The sequence below is a fragment of the Pseudomonas serbica genome (assembly GCF_028823535.1).
GTDB lineage: Bacteria > Pseudomonadota > Gammaproteobacteria > Pseudomonadales > Pseudomonadaceae > Aquipseudomonas > Aquipseudomonas serbica.
The window spans coordinates 1-18,509 of record NZ_JAQIYM010000029.1 but is presented as its reverse complement, the minus strand read 5'-3'; the positions used below and the strand labels follow the sequence as shown (position 1 = coordinate 18,509).

General features: G+C 62.7%; 17 protein-coding genes. 16 read left to right on the top strand and 1 reads right to left on the bottom strand.

Annotation, left to right across the window (positions count from 1 at the left end; all coding sequences use genetic code 11):
- Positions 1 to 117: 117 nt before the first annotated feature.
- The 11 genes from capB (at position 118) to NQL71_RS29280 (ending at position 12,309) form a co-directional block, all read left to right on the top strand.
- Positions 118 to 1,863, top strand: coding sequence for a caprolactamase subunit beta (gene capB, locus NQL71_RS29335; RefSeq protein ID WP_077186088.1), 1,746 nt, complete (start codon positions 118 to 120; stop codon positions 1,861 to 1,863).
- Positions 1,864 to 1,902: 39 nt separating this feature from the next.
- Positions 1,903 to 3,993, top strand: coding sequence for a caprolactamase subunit alpha (gene capA, locus NQL71_RS29330; RefSeq protein ID WP_274643759.1), 2,091 nt, complete (start codon positions 1,903 to 1,905; stop codon positions 3,991 to 3,993).
- Positions 3,994 to 4,089: 96 nt separating this feature from the next.
- On the top strand, positions 4,090 to 5,067 hold the full coding sequence (locus tag NQL71_RS29325; protein WP_046817504.1) for an AraC-like ligand-binding domain-containing protein: 978 nt from the start codon (positions 4,090 to 4,092) through the stop codon (positions 5,065 to 5,067).
- 303 nt (positions 5,068 to 5,370) lie between these two features.
- Positions 5,371 to 5,961 (top strand): amino acid synthesis family protein, encoded by a 591-nt coding sequence (locus NQL71_RS29320; protein WP_046817505.1) that lies wholly within the window; start codon positions 5,371 to 5,373, stop codon positions 5,959 to 5,961.
- A gap of 42 nt (positions 5,962 to 6,003) precedes the next feature.
- Entirely contained in the window at positions 6,004 to 6,837 is an 834-nt protein-coding gene (locus NQL71_RS29315) for an alpha/beta fold hydrolase (RefSeq protein ID WP_046817506.1), read from the top strand.
- A complete protein-coding gene (locus tag NQL71_RS29310; RefSeq protein WP_274643758.1) occupies positions 6,834 to 8,315 on the top strand; it encodes an aldehyde dehydrogenase in 1,482 nt (493 codons plus the stop codon). Before NQL71_RS29315 ends, NQL71_RS29310 begins: the two co-directional genes overlap by 4 nt.
- A gap of 12 nt (positions 8,316 to 8,327) precedes the next feature.
- The gene (locus NQL71_RS29305; protein WP_046817508.1) at positions 8,328 to 8,813 is read left to right on the top strand and encodes a flavin reductase family protein; all 486 of its coding nucleotides are present in this window, start codon (positions 8,328 to 8,330) and stop codon (positions 8,811 to 8,813) included.
- 152 nt (positions 8,814 to 8,965) lie between these two features.
- A complete protein-coding gene (locus NQL71_RS29295) occupies positions 8,966 to 10,417 on the top strand; it encodes an NAD-dependent succinate-semialdehyde dehydrogenase (RefSeq protein ID WP_046817509.1) in 1,452 nt (483 codons plus the stop codon).
- A 107-nt stretch (positions 10,418 to 10,524) separates the two neighbouring features.
- Positions 10,525 to 10,914 carry a carboxymuconolactone decarboxylase family protein gene (locus NQL71_RS29290; RefSeq protein ID WP_008059553.1) on the top strand — a complete coding sequence of 130 codons (390 nt, stop codon included), beginning with the start codon at positions 10,525 to 10,527 and terminating at the stop codon, positions 10,912 to 10,914.
- 76 nt (positions 10,915 to 10,990) lie between these two features.
- Positions 10,991 to 11,743, top strand: a complete 753-nt coding sequence (locus NQL71_RS29285) for a GntR family transcriptional regulator (RefSeq protein WP_046817510.1) — start codon at positions 10,991 to 10,993, stop codon at positions 11,741 to 11,743.
- A 2-nt stretch (positions 11,744 to 11,745) separates the two neighbouring features.
- A complete protein-coding gene (locus NQL71_RS29280; RefSeq protein WP_274643757.1) occupies positions 11,746 to 12,309 on the top strand; it encodes an NUDIX hydrolase in 564 nt (187 codons plus the stop codon).
- 128 nt (positions 12,310 to 12,437) lie between these two features.
- Here the strand turns inward: NQL71_RS29280 and NQL71_RS29275 are convergent, their stop codons facing one another.
- A complete protein-coding gene (locus NQL71_RS29275; protein WP_077186084.1) occupies positions 12,438 to 12,734 on the bottom strand; it encodes a DUF1330 domain-containing protein in 297 nt (98 codons plus the stop codon).
- 71 nt (positions 12,735 to 12,805) lie between these two features.
- On the opposite strand from NQL71_RS29275, the gene ribBA reads away from it, so the two are divergent.
- The 5 genes from ribBA to NQL71_RS29250 all read left to right on the top strand — a co-directional run bounded on the left by ribBA (position 12,806) and on the right by NQL71_RS29250 (position 18,224).
- Positions 12,806 to 13,915, top strand: coding sequence for a bifunctional 3,4-dihydroxy-2-butanone-4-phosphate synthase/GTP cyclohydrolase II (gene ribBA, locus NQL71_RS29270; RefSeq protein ID WP_046817513.1), 1,110 nt, complete (start codon positions 12,806 to 12,808; stop codon positions 13,913 to 13,915).
- Between the two features lie 368 nt (positions 13,916 to 14,283).
- Complete coding sequence (locus NQL71_RS29265; RefSeq protein WP_046817514.1) at positions 14,284 to 15,309, top strand: ABC transporter substrate-binding protein; 1,026 nt, start codon at positions 14,284 to 14,286, stop codon at positions 15,307 to 15,309.
- Positions 15,306 to 16,238, top strand: a complete 933-nt coding sequence (locus tag NQL71_RS29260; protein WP_046817515.1) for an ABC transporter permease — start codon at positions 15,306 to 15,308, stop codon at positions 16,236 to 16,238. The genes NQL71_RS29265 and NQL71_RS29260 overlap by 4 nt, the downstream gene beginning before the upstream one ends.
- A gap of 6 nt (positions 16,239 to 16,244) precedes the next feature.
- Positions 16,245 to 17,054: an ABC transporter permease gene (locus NQL71_RS29255; protein ID WP_007976227.1), complete on the top strand. Its 810-nt coding sequence runs from the start codon at positions 16,245 to 16,247 to the stop codon at positions 17,052 to 17,054.
- A 15-nt stretch (positions 17,055 to 17,069) separates the two neighbouring features.
- Complete coding sequence (locus NQL71_RS29250; protein WP_046817516.1) at positions 17,070 to 18,224, top strand: ABC transporter ATP-binding protein; 1,155 nt, start codon at positions 17,070 to 17,072, stop codon at positions 18,222 to 18,224.
- The last annotated feature ends 285 nt before the right edge of the window (positions 18,225 to 18,509 follow it).

The window sequence follows — 18,509 nt, the reverse complement described above, 5'->3', positions numbered from 1 at the left end:
CAAAAACCAGTGCACTGGACGCCAAGCCAGCCCCCGGCAGGTGCGCGTAGTTTTGTCTCGTGGGTTAGACGTTCGTCCTGACCTTCACCTGGATAACAACAAGATTTCTGGTGACCCATGAGTACAGTAGATCCGATCACCCTGGCCGTGGTGCGCGGCGCGCTCGAAACCGCGCAGCGCGAAATGACCATCACCCTGGAAAAGACCGGCCGTTCCAGCGTTTTCAACCTGGCCCACGACTATTCCAACGCCCTCTTCGACCACCTGCCGGAAATGATCCTGCAGGGCCAGGACATTCCGATTCACTTGGGCTCGCTGATTCCGGCGATGAAATGCGTGGCCGGTTTCTTCGGTGACGACGTCCAGGAAGGCGATGTGATTTATCACAACGACCCCGCCTACATGGGCAGCCACATCCTCGACTGCTGCATGTACAAACCGGTGTTCTACCAGGGCGAGCTGGTGTTCTGGGCGGTCTGCAAGGGTCACCTGACCGACATCGGCGGTCCGGTGCCCGCCGGCTACAACCCCGATGCCAGGGAAATCTACGCCGAAGGCTTGCGCATCCCGCCGGTCAAGCTCTGGTCCCGGGGCAAGCGCCGAGAAGACGTGATCAACCTGCTGCTGACCAACATGCGCGCCCGGGCGTATCAGGAAGGCGATCTCAACGCCCAGTACGGCGCCTGCAATGTCGGCGAACGGCACTTGCTGGAACTGCTCGATCGTTATGGCGTGCAGCAGGTGCGCGCCTGTATCGCCGAATTGAAAGACATGGCCGACCGGCACATGCGCGCCTTGCTGCGGGAGGTGCCGGATGGCTTCTACAGCGGCACCGCAGTGCTGGAAGACTCGGGCCACGGGCTGGGGCAACTGTCGATCACCGCCCAGGTGGAAATTCGCGGCGACGAGGCGCACATCCTGATCGAAAGCCCGCCCCAGGTACCCTACTTCATCAACTCCTACGCCGGTAACTCAGTGTCCGGGGTTTACCTGGGGCTGATGATGTTCGCCCAGGTGCCGCCGCCGTATAACGAAGGGCTGTACCGCTGCGTGTCCGTCGACCTCGGCCCGCCGGGAACCTTGTGCAATGCGCAGGAGCCGGCGCCCCACGTCAACAGCACCACCACGCCGATGGAAACCCTGGCCGACGCGGTGCGCCAGGCACTGGAGCAGGCGGCCCCCGACCGTGTCACCGCCTCCTGGGGTCACGCCAGCGGGATCAATATCGCCGGCCATGACCCGCGCAACGGCAACGACGAGTACGTGACGATGGTGCTCGCCTCGATCATCTCCGGTGCCGGTGCGAACAAGGCCATGGACGGTTGGCCGGCGTGCGGGCCGCTGTGCTGTTTCGGTGCGTTGATGTCCGGCGATATCGAGTTGCTGGAGTATTCCTATCCGATCCTCATCCATCGCTACAGCCTGATGACCGACAGCGGGGGCGCCGGCGAATTTCGCGGTGGCTCGGGAACGCGCATCGAAATCGAACCGCTCGACCACGCCATGACCGTGGTCGGTTTTGGCGAGGGCCGGCAACTGCCGACCTCGGGGGCCGCGGGTGCGACCAACGCCCTGCTCGAACCCAAGCTTGGCCGGTTGATTCACCGCACGCTCGACGGTGAGGAACAGTCCTTCCTCTACAACGCGCAACTCACCGCGCAACCGGGGGAACGGGTGATCAACGTCAACCCTGGCGGCGGTGGTTACGGCAATCCCCTGCGCCGCCCGGTCGCCAGCGTGGTCAGCGACGTGCGCAACGGCCTGGTGTCCCGCGAAGGCGCCCGCCTGGAATACGGCGTGGTGATCGACAGCCACGGCCAGGTCGATGACGCCGCGACCAACGCCTGTCGTACCCCCCGTTAATCGAGCCCGGCCCCTCTGAGCAATCTGGAATCCCTGATCATGAGCAAGCAACAATATCGCCTGGGCATCGACGCCGGCGGCACCTTCACCGATTTCATCCTGGCCGACCGCAGCGGCAACGTGCAGCTGTTCAAGGCGCCCTCGACGCCCCTGGACGGCACCATCGCCATCCGCAACGGCCTGGCGCAGATCGCCGACGCCATCGGCCGCACACCCGCCGAGATCATCGGCGACTGCGACCTGTGCATCAACGGCACCACGGTGGCGCTCAATGCGCTGATCGAAAAGACCGGGGTCAAGGTGGGCCTGCTGTGCACCGACGGCCATGAAGACAGCCTGGAAATCCGCCTGGGCCACAAGGAGGACGGCCATCGCTACGACGCCAGCTACCCGCCGGCCTACATGCTGGTGCCGCGTCACCTGCGGCGGCCCATCGGCGGGCGGATCATCAGCGACGGCAGCGAGTACGCGCCGCTGGACGAACAGGCGATTGTCGACGCCATCGAGTATTTCCGCGAACAGGACGTCAAGGCCGTGGCCATTTCGTTCGTCTGGTCGGTGCGTAACCCAAGCCACGAACAACGCGCCGCCGAGATGGTGCGCGCGACACTGCCGGGCGTGTTCGTCTGCACCGGCAACGAAGTGTTCCCGCAGATCCGTGAATACACCCGCACCTCCACCACCGTGGTCAACGCCTACCTGAGCCCGGTCATGGGCCGCTACATCGAACGCATCGACGCCCTGTTCGAAGAACTCGGCGCGCAGCAGCCCACGCGCTACTTCCAGTCCAATGGCGGCCTCGCGCCCGGCGTGGTGATGCGCGAGCGCGCGGTGAATGCGATCAACTCAGGGCCGGCGTCCGCGCCGCAAGCCGGGTTGTGCGTAGCGCAGCCGTTCGGCATCGACAACGTGATCACCGTAGACATGGGCGGCACCTCGTTCGACATCACCTTGAGCAAGGGCGGACGCACCAATTTCAGCAAGGACACCGACTTCTTGCGCTATCGCATCGGTGTGCCGATGATCCAGGTGGAAACCCTCGGCGCCGGCGGCGGCTCGATCGCCTACCTCGACGACTTCGGCATGCTCCAGGTCGGCCCGCGCAGCGCCGGCGCCAACCCGGGCCCGGTGTGCTACGGCAAGGGCGGCAGCGAACCGACAGTCACCGACGCCAACCTGGCCCTGGGATACCTGGCCGACGGCGCGCTCTTGGGCGGTAGCATCCGCCTCGATCGCCAGGCCGCCATCGCGGCGATCCGCAGCAAGATCGCCGACCCCCTGGGCATCAGCGTCGAGCGTGCCGCCCTGGGCATCATCACCCTGGTCAACCTGAACATGGTCAGCGGCATCCGCCGGGTGTCGGTCGAGCGCGGTTATGACCCCCGAGACTTTGCCCTGATCGGCGCGGGCGGCGCGGCGGGCATGCACGTCATGCGCCTGGCCGAGGAAATCGGCAGCAAAGTGGTTCTGATCCCCAAAGTGGCTTCCGGGCTGTGCGCTTACGGGCAGATTCTTTCGGACATCCGCTACGACCAGTTGACTACCTTGCCGATGCGCCTGGACGACCAGTTGGTCGACCTGCCGCTGCTCAACCAGACCCTGCGCGACCTGCGCGAGCGCGGCATGCACAACCTGCGCGAGGACGGCTTTGGTGCCGGCAATAACGTCGAGTGCCTGTACAACCTGGAGATCCGCTACCTGGGGCAGATCCACGAATGCAGCGTCGAGCTGACCTGCGATCAACTGGACCAGGCGGGCCTGGTGGCGTTGCGCGAGGCGTTCCACACCCGGCACAAGGCGCTGTTCTCCTACAGCGAACCGCAGAGCCCGGCAGAACTGGTCAACCTTGAGTGTTCGGTGATTGCGCGCTTGCAACGGCCGCCCATGCCGGAGTTGCCGCAACCTGCCGAGCATGTCGCGGCCAAGGCCAGCGGTCATCGCTCGATGCTGTTCAGCGCGCAGTCGTCCTGGCAGGACACGCCGGTGTACAACGGTGATCGGCTGCAAGCGGGGCAAAGGGTGCAAGGCCCTTGCGTCATCGAAGAGGCGACCACCAACATCGTCGTGCCGCCCGGCTGGCAGGCCGAGCTCGCACCCTCGGCCACCTACCGGCTGACTCCTGGTGATTGACCGCCCGTAAGCATTGGCAAATGATGGCAGACCCACGGTGCCGGCGGCTGTTTGCGTCGGCATCGTCCTCATAATAAAAATGATACGAGGGCAGCCATGGCATACAAACTCTCCACCCGCTCCTGGCCAGACAGTCAACGCCAGCCGCTCTGGGCCCAGGCTATTGGCAGCGCCTATTTTCCGTTGTCCCTTGAATTCGCCCCGAACAGCCCGTTCAGCGGCAGCCTGCAGATCTGGGAAACCGGCAGTACCGCCCTGACCCTTTCACGCCTGCGCTCCAGTCAACTGGGTTATTCGCGCAGCAAGGCCCAGGTCAGTGAAGACCACGAAGCCTGCTACCTCGTCACCGTACCGCGGCGCAGCGAAGTGCATTTCGAACAGGACGGTCGGGCCCTGCATTGCCAGCCTGGTGGTTTCATCTTTGAACGGGGGGATGCGCCCTACCGCTTTCACTACGCCAGCGACAACGATCTGTGGGTGTTCAAGCTCCCCGAACGCGCGCTGCATGGCCAACTGCGCGGCGCCGAGCGCTACACTCGCCTGTGCTTCGACGCCAGGCGCGCACTCGGGCGGATCTTTGTCGATCAACTGGCGATGTGCGCCGCCCGTTTCGACGAATGCGACGCGCCTGCCCGCCATATGTTGCTCGAGCAGGCCCTTTCGACACTGTTGATGGCCTTGCGTGACGATGAGCGGGTGCTCAGCAGCGAAAGCTCGAACCTGGCCGCCCTGCATTTGCAACGGATCGAGCAGTACATCGACCAGCAACTGGGCAACCCCGACCTCGCGCCGCAGATGATCGCCGACGCCTGTGGGTTGTCGGTGCGTTATCTGCATAAACTCTTCAGCAGCACGCCCCACAGCCTGGGGGAATGGATTCGCCTGCGCCGTCTCGAGGCGGTCAACAGGGGGCTGCACGACCCTGGCTGCCACCTGTCGATCGGTGAGCTGGCCATGCGTTGGGGCTTCAGCGACCAGGCGCAGTTCACCCGTAGCTTCCGTCGACACTTTGGTTGTACTGCCAGAGAGGTCCGCAGTGGGGGCAAGCTGAATTTGCGTAACGCACATCCGTAGGAGCCGGCTTGCTGGCGATGCGATGGTGGCCGTGATGCCGCCTTCGCTGGCAAGCCAGCTCCTACAGGTTTTGAGCAGGTAAGTTGAATTTGCGGCGTACGCACATCCGTAGGAGCCGGCTTGCTGGCGATGCGGTGACCCGACAAGCCGCAGGATTTCCATCGGCCGTAAAGGCCATCGCCACCCCCCTCCCCCGCTTTTCATCGCCTTCCGACCAGAAACTCCCATCAGGCTATTGCGCATCCGGTATTATGGTATACCATCATACGCACAAACACCTTTCACCCTGATACGGAGCAGCTCATGAGTTTCGAAATCCGCAAGATCGTCAGCTATGTCGAAGAAACCTTCATCGAAGGCGGCAAGGCCACCGACAAGCCCGTGACCATGGTCGGGCTGGCCGTGGTGATGAAGAACCCTTGGCTGGGCAACGGCTTCGTTGAAGACCTCAAGCCGCAAATCCGCGCCAACTGCTCCGACCTCGGCGCAATGATGGTCGAGCGTCTGGTAGGCATCATCGGCGGTGCCGAGAAGATCGAAGCCTACGGCAAGGCCGCCGTGGTCGGTGCCGACGGTGAAATCGAACACGCCTCTGCGGTGATCCACACCCTGCGCTTTGGCAACCATTACCGCGAAGCGGTGAAAGCCAAGAGCTACCTGAGCTTCACCAACAAGCGCGGCGGCCCGGGTACCTCGATCCAGATCCCGATGATGCACAAGGACGATGAAGGTCTGCGTTCGCACTACATCACCCTGGAAATGCAGATCGAAGACGCACCGCGTGCCGACGAAATCGTCGTGGTCCTGGGTTGTGCCGACGGCGGCCGCCTGCACCCACGCATCGGCAACCGCTACATCGACCTGGAAGAACTGGCCGCTGAAAAAGCCCAGTAAGACGGTCGGTCACTACAACAAAAAGGTATGCAGGAGCGCTCCATGATTCGGCTCACCGCTGAACGCACCCCGGCTGGCACCAGTTACCTGGCGACCGGCCAAGGCCAGCCCGTGGTCTTGATCCACGGCGTGGGCCTGAACAAAGAAATGTGGGGCGGCCAGATCGTTGGCCTGGCCACGAAATACCGCGTTATCGCCTATGACATGCTCGGCCATGGCGCCAGCCCACGTCCTGAAAGCGGCACGCCGCTGCTCGGTTATGCCGACCAGTTGCTCGAGCTGCTCGATCATCTGCAATTGCCCAAGGCGGCAGTGATCGGTTTCTCCATGGGCGGGCTGGTGGCGCGGGCTTTCGCCCTGCATTACCCGCAACGCCTGCAAAGCCTTGTGGTGCTCAACAGCGTGTTCAATCGCACCGCTGAACAACGCGCTGGTGTGATCGCCCGCACCAGCCAGGCCGCCGAACACGGCCCGGATGCCAACGCGGAAGCCGCATTGTCACGCTGGTTCAGCCGTGAATACCAGGCGGCCAATCCGGCGCAGATCGCCGCGATTCGCCAGACGCTGGCGGGCAATGACCCCCAGGGATACCTGACCACCTACGAATTGTTTGCCACCCAGGACATGTACCGCGCCGAGGACCTGGGCAACATCCAGGTACCGGCGCTGATCGCCACCGGCGAACTCGACCCTGGGTCGACCCCGGAAATGGCTGAGCAACTGGCCCAGCGCATTCCCGGCGCCAAGGTTGCCGTACTCGCCGAGCAGCGGCATATGATGCCCGTAGAATCGCCGCGCCTGGTCAACCAGCTGTTGCTGGAGTTTCTCGACACTGCGCACTCCCGACAAAACCAGATCAAGGGGATCGTTGCATGACACTCGCTCGCTTCCAGATGTGCATCGGCGGTGAATGGGTCGATGCCCTCTCCGGCAAGACCTTCGAAAGCCTCAACCCGGCCCTGGCCGAACCCTGGGCCGAACTGCCCGATGCCGACGAAGCCGACGTCGAGCGCGCCGTACAGGCTGCGCAGAGCGCCTTCGACAGCCCGGCCTGGCGTGGCTTGACCGCCACCGCCCGGGGCAAGTTGCTGCGCCGCCTGGGCGACCTGATCGCCGAAAACAAGGAACAACTGGCGCAGCTGGAAAGCCGCGACAACGGCAAGCTGATCCGCGAGACCCGCGGCCAGGTCGGCTATCTGCCGGAGTTTTTCCACTACACCGCAGGCCTGGCCGACAAGCTTGAAGGCGGCACCCTGCCGCTGGACAAGCCCGACCTGTTCGCCTACACCGTGCACGAAGCCATGGGCGTGGTCGCCGCGATCATTCCGTGGAACAGCCCGCTGTACCTGACCGCGATCAAGCTGGCGCCAGCCCTGGCGGCAGGCAATACCATCGTGATCAAGCCGTCGGAGCACGCCTCGGCGACCATTCTCGAGCTGGCGCGCCTGGCGCTGGAAGCCGGCATCCCGCCGGGCGTGGTCAACGTCGTTACCGGCTACGGCCCGAGCACCGGCGCCGCCCTGACTCGCCATCCGCTGGTGCGCAAGATCGCCTTCACCGGCGGCGCGGCCACGGCCCGGCATGTGGTGCGCAGCAGCGCCGAGAACTTCGCGAAACTGTCCCTGGAACTGGGCGGCAAATCGCCGAACATCATCTTCGCCGACGCCGACCTCGACAGTGCGATCAACGGCGCCATTGCCGGCATCTACGCCGCCTCCGGGCAAAGTTGTGTGTCGGGTTCGCGCCTGCTGGTGCAGGACGAGATCTACGACGAATTCGTCGCTCGCCTGGTGGCACGCGCCCAGCGCATCCGCATCGGCAACCCGCAGGAAGACAGCAGCGAAATGGGCCCGATGGCCACCGCGCAGCAGTTGGCCGTGGTCGAAGGACTGGTGGCTGATGCCATTGCCGAAGGGGCAACACTGCGCCTGGGTGGCAAGCGTCCGCAGAATCTGGGTGATGGCTGGTTCTATGAGCCGACCCTGTTCGAATGCGACCGCAATTCGATGAAGATCATGCAGGAAGAGGTCTTCGGCCCGGTGGCCTCGGTCATTCGCTTCAAGGACGAAGCCGAAGCCCTGGCGATCGCCAACGACTCGCAGTTCGGCCTCGCCGCCGGCATCTGGACCCGCGACCTGGGCCGCGCCCATCGCCTGGCCCGGGACGTGCGTTCGGGGATCATCTGGGTCAACACCTATCGCGCGGTGTCAGCCATGGCGCCGATCGGCGGCTTCAAGAACAGTGGCTATGGACGCGAAAGCGGCATCGATTCCGTGCTGGCCTACACCGAGTTGAAAACGGTGTGGATCAATCTGTCCCAGGCACCGATGCCTGATCCATTCGTGATGCGCTAGGAGTCCTGAGAAATGATCGAACCCGGCATTTACAAAGACGTCATGAGCTCGTTCCCTTCCGGGGTCACGGTGGTCACCACCCTGGACCCGGCTGGTGGCATCGTCGGCATCACCGCCAGCGCCTTCAGTGCACTGTCGATCGATCCGGCACTGGTGCTGTTCTGCCCCAACTACGCCTCTGACACTTACCCGATCCTGCGTGACAGCAAGCAGTTCGCGATTCACCTGCTGTCCGCCGACCAGACTGCCGAAGCCTATGCGTTTGCCGGTAAAGGCAAGGACAAGGCCAACGGCATCGAGTGGCACTTGAGCGAACTGGGCAACCCGTTGCTGCGCAAGGCCACGGCGATCATCGAGTGCGAACTGTGGCGCGAATACGATGGCGGCGACCACGCCATCATCGTCGGTGCGGTGAAGAACCTGATCCTGCCCGAGCAACCGGTGACGCCGATGATCTACCACAAAGGCAAGTTGGGCCCCCTGCCCACCCTGGCCTGATCGGTTCCACACAAAAAAACCTGTGGGAGCGGGCTTGCTCGCGAAGGCGGAGTATCTGTTGACATCAATATTGACTGACCCTCCGCTTTCGCGAGCAAGCCCGCTCCCACAGGGGTCCGTGCAGATTTTTTTAAATTTTGTCAGGAGCCGGCATGAGCCCAGCAGCCTCGTTACTGTTCCGCCAGCAGGCCTACCTCAACGGCCAATGGCTGGATGCGCCCGACGGTGCGCAACAGGACATCTTCAACCCGGCCACCGGCCAACTGATCGGCCAGGTGCCGAACCTGGGCGCCGAACACGCACGCCAGGCCATCGACGCCGCCAACAAGGCGTGGCCGGCCTGGCGTGCACTGACCGCCAAGGAACGCAGCAACACGCTCAAGCGCTGGCACGCGCTGATGCTGGAAAACGCCGATGCCCTGGCCGAAATCCTCACCCTCGAACAAGGCAAGCCGTTGGCCGAAGCCAAGGGCGAAATCCTCTACGCCGCCAGCTTCATCGAGTGGTTTGCCGAAGAAGCCAAACGCATCTATGGCGACACCATTCCCAGCCACAAGGGCGATGCGCGCATTGTCGTGAGCAAGGAGCCGATCGGTGTCGTCGCGGCGATCACCCCCTGGAACTTCCCCGCGGCGATGATCACCCGCAAGGCCGGCCCGGCGCTGGCCGCCGGCTGCCCGTGCATCGTCAAGCCGGCGCCGGAGACGCCGTTCTCGGCCCTGGCCATGGCCGCCCTGGCCGAGCAGGCGGGCATTCCTGCCGGCATTTTCAACGTAATCACCGGCGATGCCATCGCCATTGGCGCCGAGCTGACCGCAAGCCCATTGGTGCGCAAACTGTCGTTCACCGGCTCCACGGCCATTGGCAAGTTGCTGATGGCGCAGTGCGCGCCGACGCTGAAAAAGGTCTCGCTGGAACTGGGCGGCAACGCGCCTTTTATCGTCTTCGACGATGCCGACCTGGAGCGCGCGGTGGACGGCGCGCTGATCGCCAAATTCCGCAATGCCGGCCAGACCTGCGTCTGCGTCAATCGCTTCCTGGTGCAAGACGGCATACACGACGCCTTCGTCGCGCGCCTGGCCGAACGGGTGTCACAGCTCAAGGTTGGCAGCGGTTTCGATGCCGGCGTCAGCCAAGGCCCGCTGATCAACGCGCGCGCCGTGGCCAAGGTTGAAGACCATGTACAGGACGCGCTGGCGCAAGGTGCTCAGCTGCTGTGTGGCGGCGAACGTCACGCGCTGGGTCACGGTTTCTTCCAGCCCACGGTTTTGGCCGGCATCACCACGCAAATGAAAGTCGCCCGGGAAGAAACCTTCGGGCCTCTCGCCGCGGTGTTCAGGTTCGACAGCGAGGCCGAGGCTGTGCAAATGGCCAACGACACCGAATTCGGCCTGGCGGCCTACTGCTATACCCGCGACCTGGGCCGCGCCTGGCGCATGAGCGAAGCGCTGGAATACGGCATGGTCGGGATCAACGAAGGGTTGATTTCCACCGAAGTCGCGCCATTTGGCGGGATCAAATCCTCGGGGCTGGGGCGTGAAGGCTCCAAATATGGCATCGAGGATTACCTGGAACTCAAATACACCTTGATGGGTGGACTGTGAATGAATACCTGTAGGAGCCCGGCTTGCCGGCGAAGGCGCCCTCAAGTACGCCTTCGCCGGCAAGCCGGCTCCTACACAGGTCGGTGCTTGCCAGGAGACAATTGAAAATGAGCAACGAAAAATACGAAAAAGGCCTGAAGATCCGCACCCAGGTGCTGGGCGAAGCCTATGTGAATCGCTCCATCGAGAACGCCGACGACTTCACCCGCCCCCTGCAGGAGATGGTGACCGAGTACTGCTGGGGCCACGTCTGGGGTCGTGAGGGTTTGTCGCTCAAGGAGCGCAGCATGATCAACCTGGCCATGATCTCGGCCCTCAACCGCCCGCACGAACTCAAGCTGCATGTGCGCGGCGCCTTGCGTAACGGCCTGAGTCGTGAGCAAATACGCGAAATTCTGCTTCAGGTCGGCATATATTGCGGTGTTCCCGCTGCCGTCGACAGTTTCCGGCTCGCCCGGGAAGCATTCGCCGAAGCCGATGCCGAGGCCTCAAGTTAACCCTCGGCTGTTTTGATCTGAACGAGCACGGACGGTGCCCGTTTTGCATGGACAGCCACATTCTAGAGCGGACCCCATGAAACGCCTGCCACTCGACGACAGCTTCAAGGTCAATCGCAACCCCGTTACCCTGCGCGAAATCGTGCTGGATAAACTGCGAAGCGCCATCATGAACTTCCAGCTCCTGCCGGGAGATCGACTGGTCGAACGCGATCTGTGCGATCGCCTGGGTGTGAGCCGCACCTCGGTGCGCGAAGCCTTGCGTCACCTGGAATCCGAAGGCCTGGTGGAGTTCGCCGATGCCAAGGGCCCGCGGGTAGCGATCATCACCCTGGCCGATGCCGTCGATATCTACGAGCTGCGTTGCGTGCTTGAGGGGCTGATCGTCCAGCTGTTCACCCTGCGCGCCAAGGCCAAGGACATCAAGGCACTGGAAAAGGCCCTGGAAGAAAACCGCCAGGCCTTGAAGGAAGGTGAACTGCAGCAGGTCATCGACTCCGTCCAGGGTTTCTACGACGTACTGCTCGAAGGCTCCGGCAACCACGTCGCCGCGACCCAGTTGCGGCAGTTGCAGGCGCGCATCAGCTATCTGCGAGCGACTTCGGTGTCCCAGCAGAACCGTCGTGGCGCCAGTAACCAGGAGATGGAACGCATGGTCGAAGCGATCAAGAGCGGTGATCCCCTGGCCGCTCACCAGGCGTGCGTCGACCACGTGCGCGCCGCCGCCACCGTCGCCCTCGATTACCTCAAGCGCAAGCAGGAAGAGACCGGGGCGATCCCCGAGATCACCCAGCCCATCGCGCTCAAAGAACCTCGCATAGGTCGTTGATCATGTTCAGCCCGAGCTATTGTCCAAAGTGCGGCAGCAATGACCTCAAGTCACAACTGCCACCGGGCGATACGCACGAGCGCCTGATGTGCCGCGGCTGTGGCTATATCCATTACGTCAATCCGAAAATCATCGCCGGCTGCATCATCGAGCAGGACGGCAAGTACCTGCTGTGCCAACGCGCCATCCCGCCGCGCCCCGGCACCTGGACCTTGCCGGCGGGCTTCATGGAAGGTGGTGAAACCACCGAGCAGGCGGCGTTGCGCGAAGTCTGGGAAGAGAGTGGCGTGCGCGCGGAAATCCTCTCGCCCTACTCGATCTTCAGCGTGCCGAAGATCAGCGAGGTGTACATCATCTTCCGCGCCATCGCGCTGGAAATCACCGGGCAGTACGGGCCGGAAACCCTCGACTACAAATTCTTCGCGCCCGAGGACATTCCCTGGGACAGCATCTATTACCCGGCGATCCGGCAGATCCTCGAGCGTTATATCGATGAACGCCAGGCCGGGGTCTACGGGATCTATATCGGTAACGACGACACCGGCAAGATCCATTTCATCCGCTAGCGAAAACCTCCAATATTCCGCTATCCCCTGTAGGAGCCGGCTTGCCGGCGAAGGCGTCCTTGAGTACTGCGCAGGTCTCGCGGGCGCCTTCGCTGGCAAGCCAGCTCCTACAGGGTGATGTGGAGCTTTTAGAGCGGTGCCACGCCTTCGACGATGATCACCTCGGCCCGTGCCACGCCCTCGCGATGTCCTTTCGCCTCCTGATAAACACCTGACCGATAGCAGGCCACTGCCTGCTCGTACGAGTCGAACTCGATCACCACGCTGCGTTGCGGTGTCGGCCGACCTTCCATCGCTTCGCTACGCCCGCCACGCGCCAGTATCCGACCACCGTATTCGGCAAACGCCTGCGGTGCCCGCTGGGTGTATTGGCTGTATTGATCGGGGTCGGTGATATCCACGTGAGCAATCCAGTACGCCTTCATAGTGACCTCTGCAGTTGTTTTGTATTATGGTATACCACAATATATCTCCATCAAACACCGAGAACCCCAACATGGCCTTCAACAGCATCGAAGAAATCATCGAAGACTACCGCCAAGGCAAGATGGTGCTCCTGGTGGACGACGAGGACCGGGAAAACGAAGGCGACCTGTTGCTGGCCGCCGACCGTTGCAGCGCCGAGGCCATCAGCTTCATGGCCCGTGAAGCGCGCGGCCTGATCTGCCTGACCCTGACCGACGAGCATTGCCAGCGCCTGGGCCTCGAGCAGATGGTGCCGAGCAATGGCAGCGTGTTCAGCACCGCGTTCACCGTGTCGATCGAAGCGGCGGTGGGTGTCACCACTGGTATCTCCGCCGCCGACCGCGCACGCACCGTGGCCGCCGCCGTCGCTCAGGGCGCGAATGCCGCCGATATCGTCCAGCCTGGCCATATCTTCCCGCTGCGCGCCCGGGAAGGCGGCGTGTTGACCCGCGCCGGTCATACCGAGGCTGGTTGCGACCTGGCCCGCCTGGCCGGCTTCACCCCCGCCTCGGTGATCGTCGAAGTGATGAACGATGACGGCACCATGGCGCGTCGCCCGGATCTGGAAGTGTTCGCGCGCAAGCACGGGATCAAGATCGGCACCATCGCCGACCTGATCCACTATCGTTTAAGTACCGAGCACACGGTGGTGCGCATCGGTGAGCGTGAGCTGCCGACGGTGCATGGCACCTTTCGTCTGATCACCTTTGAGGATCGCATTGAAGGCGGTGTCCACATGGCAATGGTCATGGGTGATCTGCGCCGCGATGAAGCGACGCTGGTGCGGGTGCACGTGATCGACCCGTTGCGCGACCTGGTGGGCGCCGAATACAGCGGGCCTTCGAACTGGACGTTATGGGCGGCGTTGCAGCGCGTGGCGCAAGAAGGTCGGGGTGTGGTGGTGGTGCTGGCCAATCACGAATCGTCCCAGGCGCTGCTGGAGCGGGTGCCGCAATTGACCCAGGCGCCACGGCAATTCAGCCGTTCGCAGTCACGGATCTATTCGGAGGTTGGCACCGGGGCGCAGATCTTGCAGAACCTTGGCGTCGGTAAGCTGCGGCATCTGGGGCCGCCGTTGAAATACGCAGGATTGACCGGGTATGACCTGGAAGTGGTGGAAAGCATCCCGTTCACTGAATGAATGATGAACCTCTGTAGGAGCTGGCTTGCCAGCGATGGTCGTCAACGATAACCGGTGTTTTCTGGATACACGCGGTGTATGGGAATCCTTCGCTGGCAAGCCAGCTCCTACAGAGGGTGCGTCGTTCGCCAGATACACTAAAAAAGCATTTTTGGCTGATAGCCGGTAAGGCAAAGTGCTTGCACAAAGTTTGGAATACCATAATATGATATTCCATAGACCGGGCGATTTAGCCAAGCGCACCCGACAGGGAAAGCACTCACAACAGCCCTTGGCCCGGTCGCCTTTCAAGGCCAGATGGACCTACTGCTCCCGATAGGCGGGCATTACCAAGCCCGCTCAAAAACACAACAAATGAGGGCGTGAAAATGGTGTTGAACAAACGTGCAACCGCAGTACTGTTCGCCGGCTTGCTGGCCGCGACCAGTCATGTGGTTATGGCGGCTGAAAGCGTCAACTTCGTCAGCTGGGGCGGTAGCACTCAGGATGCACAGAAGCAGGCCTGGGCCGATCCGTTCAGCAAGTCCACCGGCATCACCGTGGTCCAGGACGGCCCCACCGACTATGGCAAGCTCAAGGCCATGGTCGAAAGTGGCAACGTGCAGTGGGACGTGGTCGACGTCGAAGCCGACTTCGCCTTGCGCGCCGCCTCCGAAGGCTTGCTCGAACCCCTCGATTTCAAAGTCATCGATCGCGACAAGATCGACCCGCGGTTCGTCTCCGATCACGGCGTCGGCTCGTTCTTCTTCTCCTTCGTCCTTGGCTACAACGAAGGCAAGCTGGGGGCCAACAAACCCCAGGACTGGTCCGCGCTGTTCGACACCAAGACCTATCCCGGCAAACGCGCCCTCTATAAATGGCCAAGTCCTGGCGTGCTGGAACTGGCGCTACTGGCCGATGGCGTCGCCGCCGACAAGCTCTACCCGCTGGACCTGGACCGCGCCTTCAAGAAACTCGACACCATCAAGAAAGACATCGTCTGGTGGGGCGGCGGCGCTCAGTCGCAACAACTGCTGGCCTCCGGTGAAGCGAGCATGGGCCAGTTCTGGAACGGCCGGATTCATGCCCTGCAGGAAGACGGTGCGCCAGTCGGCGTGAGCTGGAAACAGAACCTGGTCATGGCCGACATCCTGGTCATTCCAAAGGGTTCGAAAAACAAGGACGCGGCGATGAAGTTCCTGGCCAATGCCAGCAGTGCCAAAGGCCAGGCCGACTTCTCCAACCTGACCGCCTACGCCCCGGTCAACGTCGACAGCGTGGCGCGCCTGGACTCGGTGCTGGCCCCGAACCTGCCGACGGCCTACGCCAAGGATCAAATCACTCTTGATTTCGCGTACTGGGCCAAGAACGGTCCTGCTATCGCCACACGGTGGAACGAATGGCTGGTCAAATGAAAATGACGGCAACTGCGGCCCGCCCATCCACGCCCGCCGGGAGCGCCTCCGGCGCTGCCGGCAAGGCGGCAGCGATGACGCAAACCCCTACCCTGGCGCAACGCTGGCGCGGATCGAGCAACCTGATCCCCGCCCTGCTGTTCCTCGGCCTGTTCTTCCTGGCGCCCCTGATCGGCCTGCTGCTGCGCGGCGTGCTGGAGCCTGTCCCTGGGTTGGGCAACTACGAGCAACTGTTCGCCAACTCGGCGTATGCCCGGGTCTTGCTCAACACCTTCTCGGTGGCGGGCCTGGTGACCCTGTTCAGCCTGCTGCTGGGTTTCCCGCTGGCCTGGGCGATCACCTTGGTGCCTCGTGGCTGGGGTCGCTGGATCCTCAACATCGTGCTGTTGTCGATGTGGACCAGCCTCCTTGCCCGCACCTATTCCTGGCTGGTGTTGCTGCAAGCCTCCGGGGTGATCAACAAGGCGCTGATGGCCATGGGCATCATCGATCAGCCGCTGGAGATGGTGCACAACCTCACCGGCGTGGTGATCGGCATGAGCTACATCATGATCCCGTTCATCGTGCTGCCGCTGCAGGCGACCATGCAGGCCATCGACCCGATGATCCTGCAAGCCGGCTCGATTTGCGGGGCCAGTCCATGGACCAACTTCTTCCGGGTGTTCCTGCCGCTGTGCCGGCCAGGGCTGTTCTCCGGCGGCTTGATGGTGTTCGTGATGTCCCTCGGTTACTACGTGACGCCGGCCCTGCTGGGCGGCGCGCAGAACATGATGCTGCCCGAGTTCATCATCCAGCAGGTGCAGTCGTTCCTCAACTGGGGCCTGGCCAGCGCCGGCGCCGCGTTGCTGATCGTGATCACGCTGGTGCTGTTCTACTTCTACCTGAAGCTTCAGCCGGAATCCCCGGTTGGCGCCAGCAACGCGAGGTAAGCCGTCATGCTCCTGACCCCCAATGCCATGAGCCGCCGGATGCGCTTCGGCCTGTATGCCACTACCGGGCTGATCGGCCTGTTCCTGTTGCTGCCGATCGTGTTCATCGTCCTGCTGTCGTTCGGCTCGTCCCAGTGGCTGGTGTTCCCGCCACCGGGCTGGACGCTGAAATGGTACGGCCAGTTTTTCTCCAATGCCGACTGGATGAACGCGGCCATGGCCAGCCTCAAGGTGGCAGTACTGACCACGTTCTTTGCCGTGGCCCTGGGCCTGCCGACCGCCTTCGCCCTGGTACGCGGGCGTTTCCCGGGGCGGGAAATGCTCTACGGCCTGTTCACCCTGCCGATGATCGTGCCATTGGTGATCATCGCCGTGGCGGTGTACGCGCTGTTCCTGAAACTGGGCTACACCGGGACCATGTTCGCCTTCGTGGTTAGCCATGTCATCGTCGCCTTGCCGTTCACCATCATCTCGATCATCAACTCGCTGAAGCTGTTCGACCAGTCGATCGAGGATGCTGCAGTGATCTGCGGTGCTTCGCGGCTGCAGGCGGTGTTCAAGGTGACCTTCCCGGCGATCCGCCCGGGGATGGTGGCCGGCGCCCTTTTCGCCTTCCTCGTCTCCTGGGATGAAGTGGTGCTGAGTGTGATGATGGCCAGCCCGACCCTGCAAACCCTTCCCGTGAAAATGTGGACCACCCTGCGCCAGGACCTGACGCCCGTGATCGCCGTCGCCTCGACGCTGCTGATCGGCCTCTCGGTATTGGTCATGGTGATCGCCGCCGCACTGCGCCGGCGCAACGAAATCAGCGCCTAAGCGCAGGAGTACGACATGAGTGCAGTGATCAAAGATTCCGCGCAGCAAAATGACAAGCCCCTGGTGAGCCTGCGCAACCTGAACAAATACTACGGTGACTTTGCCGCCGTGGACGACATCTCGCTGGACATCAAGGACGGTGAATTCCTGACCTTCCTCGGCTCCAGCGGCTCGGGCAAAAGCACCACCCTGTCGATGCTCGCCGGCTTCGAAACCCCGAGCAGCGGCGAGATCCTGGTCAATGGCCAGTCGCTGGTGAACGTACCGCCGCACAAGCGTGACATCGGCATGGTGTTCCAGCGCTACTCGCTGTTCCCGCACCTGTCGGTGCGCGACAACATCGCCTTCCCGTTGGCGATTCGCAAACTGGCCACGGCCGAGCGCGAACGCCGGGTCGATGCGATGCTCAAGCTGGTGCAGCTGGAACAATTCGCTCATCGCCGCCCTTCGCAGCTCTCCGGCGGCCAGCAGCAACGCGTTGCCATCGCCCGGGCGCTGGTCTACGAACCACGCATCCTGCTGATGGATGAACCGCTGGGCGCGCTGGACAAGAAACTGCGTGAAGACTTGCAGGATGAACTACGTCAGCTGCATCGGCGATTGGGCATCACCATCGTCTACGTGACCCACGACCAGGAAGAAGCCATGCGCCTGTCCCAGCGCATCGCGATCTTCAGCCACGGCAAGATCGTCGGCCTGGGCAGCGGCTATGACCTCTACCAGAACCCGCCGAATGCCTTTGTCGCCTCGTTCCTCGGCAACTCGAATTTCCTCAAGCTCAAGGCGCAGGGCAATGCGGTGGCTTCGTTTGAAGGGCAGTCGCTGTCGATCCGCCTGACGGCCGGCCTGCAAACCAATCAGGATGTGTTGCTGATGGTGCGGCCGGAAAAAGCCTTGGCCTTGAGCATCGAGCAAGCCGCCCAGGAACCGCTGGCCGCGGGCTGGAATGAAGTGACGGCCAAGGTGGTGGAGGTGTTGTTCCTGGGTGAGAGCCAGACGTGCAGCGTGGTGACTTCGGGTGGCACGTCGATGACGGTCAAGGCGCTTTCTGCGGCGGGCATGCCGATGAAAGCGGGTGATCCGGTGCGGGTGCGCTGGGCGACGGCGGATGCTTGCGTTTATACCGAGTGGGCGGAGAGTGATTTGAACAAGGCTGCAGGGGCGCATTGATGCCTTGAGGTTCTTGTCGACCGCCAATTAAGTATCACCCTCGGGTCGCCGCAACGTCGGGTTGCGGGGGCCCTTTTTTTGCTTTTTCAGTGGGTGTACATATCCATTCCTGCGGTAACGGCCACCTAGGGTTGCGCCTCATACCTGTAGGAGCTGGCTTGCCAGCGAAGGCGGCCTTACAGCCGACCTATGTTTTGTTGACCGCGTACATATCCATTGCTGCGGTAACGACCACTTATGGTTGCACCTCATACCTGTAGGAGCTGGCTTGCCAGCGAAGGCGGC

Excerpts from the sequence above, each read along its gene's own strand:
- capB (WP_077186088.1), top strand. The coding sequence starts at position 118 with ATGAGTACAGTAGATCCGATCACCCTGGCCGTGGTGCGCGGCGCGCTC.
- capA (WP_274643759.1), top strand. The coding sequence starts at position 1,903 with ATGAGCAAGCAACAATATCGCCTGGGCATCGACGCCGGCGGCACCTTC.
- NQL71_RS29325 (WP_046817504.1), top strand. The coding sequence starts at position 4,090 with ATGGCATACAAACTCTCCACCCGCTCCTGGCCAGACAGTCAACGCCAG.
- NQL71_RS29320 (WP_046817505.1), top strand. The coding sequence starts at position 5,371 with ATGAGTTTCGAAATCCGCAAGATCGTCAGCTATGTCGAAGAAACCTTC.
- NQL71_RS29315 (WP_046817506.1), top strand. The coding sequence starts at position 6,004 with ATGATTCGGCTCACCGCTGAACGCACCCCGGCTGGCACCAGTTACCTG.
- NQL71_RS29310 (WP_274643758.1), top strand. The coding sequence starts at position 6,834 with ATGACACTCGCTCGCTTCCAGATGTGCATCGGCGGTGAATGGGTCGAT.
- NQL71_RS29305 (WP_046817508.1), top strand. The coding sequence starts at position 8,328 with ATGATCGAACCCGGCATTTACAAAGACGTCATGAGCTCGTTCCCTTCC.
- NQL71_RS29295 (WP_046817509.1), top strand. The coding sequence starts at position 8,966 with ATGAGCCCAGCAGCCTCGTTACTGTTCCGCCAGCAGGCCTACCTCAAC.
- NQL71_RS29290 (WP_008059553.1), top strand. The coding sequence starts at position 10,525 with ATGAGCAACGAAAAATACGAAAAAGGCCTGAAGATCCGCACCCAGGTG.
- NQL71_RS29285 (WP_046817510.1), top strand. The coding sequence starts at position 10,991 with ATGAAACGCCTGCCACTCGACGACAGCTTCAAGGTCAATCGCAACCCC.
- NQL71_RS29280 (WP_274643757.1), top strand. The coding sequence starts at position 11,746 with ATGTTCAGCCCGAGCTATTGTCCAAAGTGCGGCAGCAATGACCTCAAG.
- NQL71_RS29275 (WP_077186084.1), bottom strand. The coding sequence starts at position 12,734 with ATGAAGGCGTACTGGATTGCTCACGTGGATATCACCGACCCCGATCAA.
- ribBA (WP_046817513.1), top strand. The coding sequence starts at position 12,806 with ATGGCCTTCAACAGCATCGAAGAAATCATCGAAGACTACCGCCAAGGC.
- NQL71_RS29265 (WP_046817514.1), top strand. The coding sequence starts at position 14,284 with ATGGTGTTGAACAAACGTGCAACCGCAGTACTGTTCGCCGGCTTGCTG.
- NQL71_RS29260 (WP_046817515.1), top strand. The coding sequence starts at position 15,306 with ATGAAAATGACGGCAACTGCGGCCCGCCCATCCACGCCCGCCGGGAGC.
- NQL71_RS29255 (WP_007976227.1), top strand. The coding sequence starts at position 16,245 with ATGCTCCTGACCCCCAATGCCATGAGCCGCCGGATGCGCTTCGGCCTG.
- NQL71_RS29250 (WP_046817516.1), top strand. The coding sequence starts at position 17,070 with ATGAGTGCAGTGATCAAAGATTCCGCGCAGCAAAATGACAAGCCCCTG.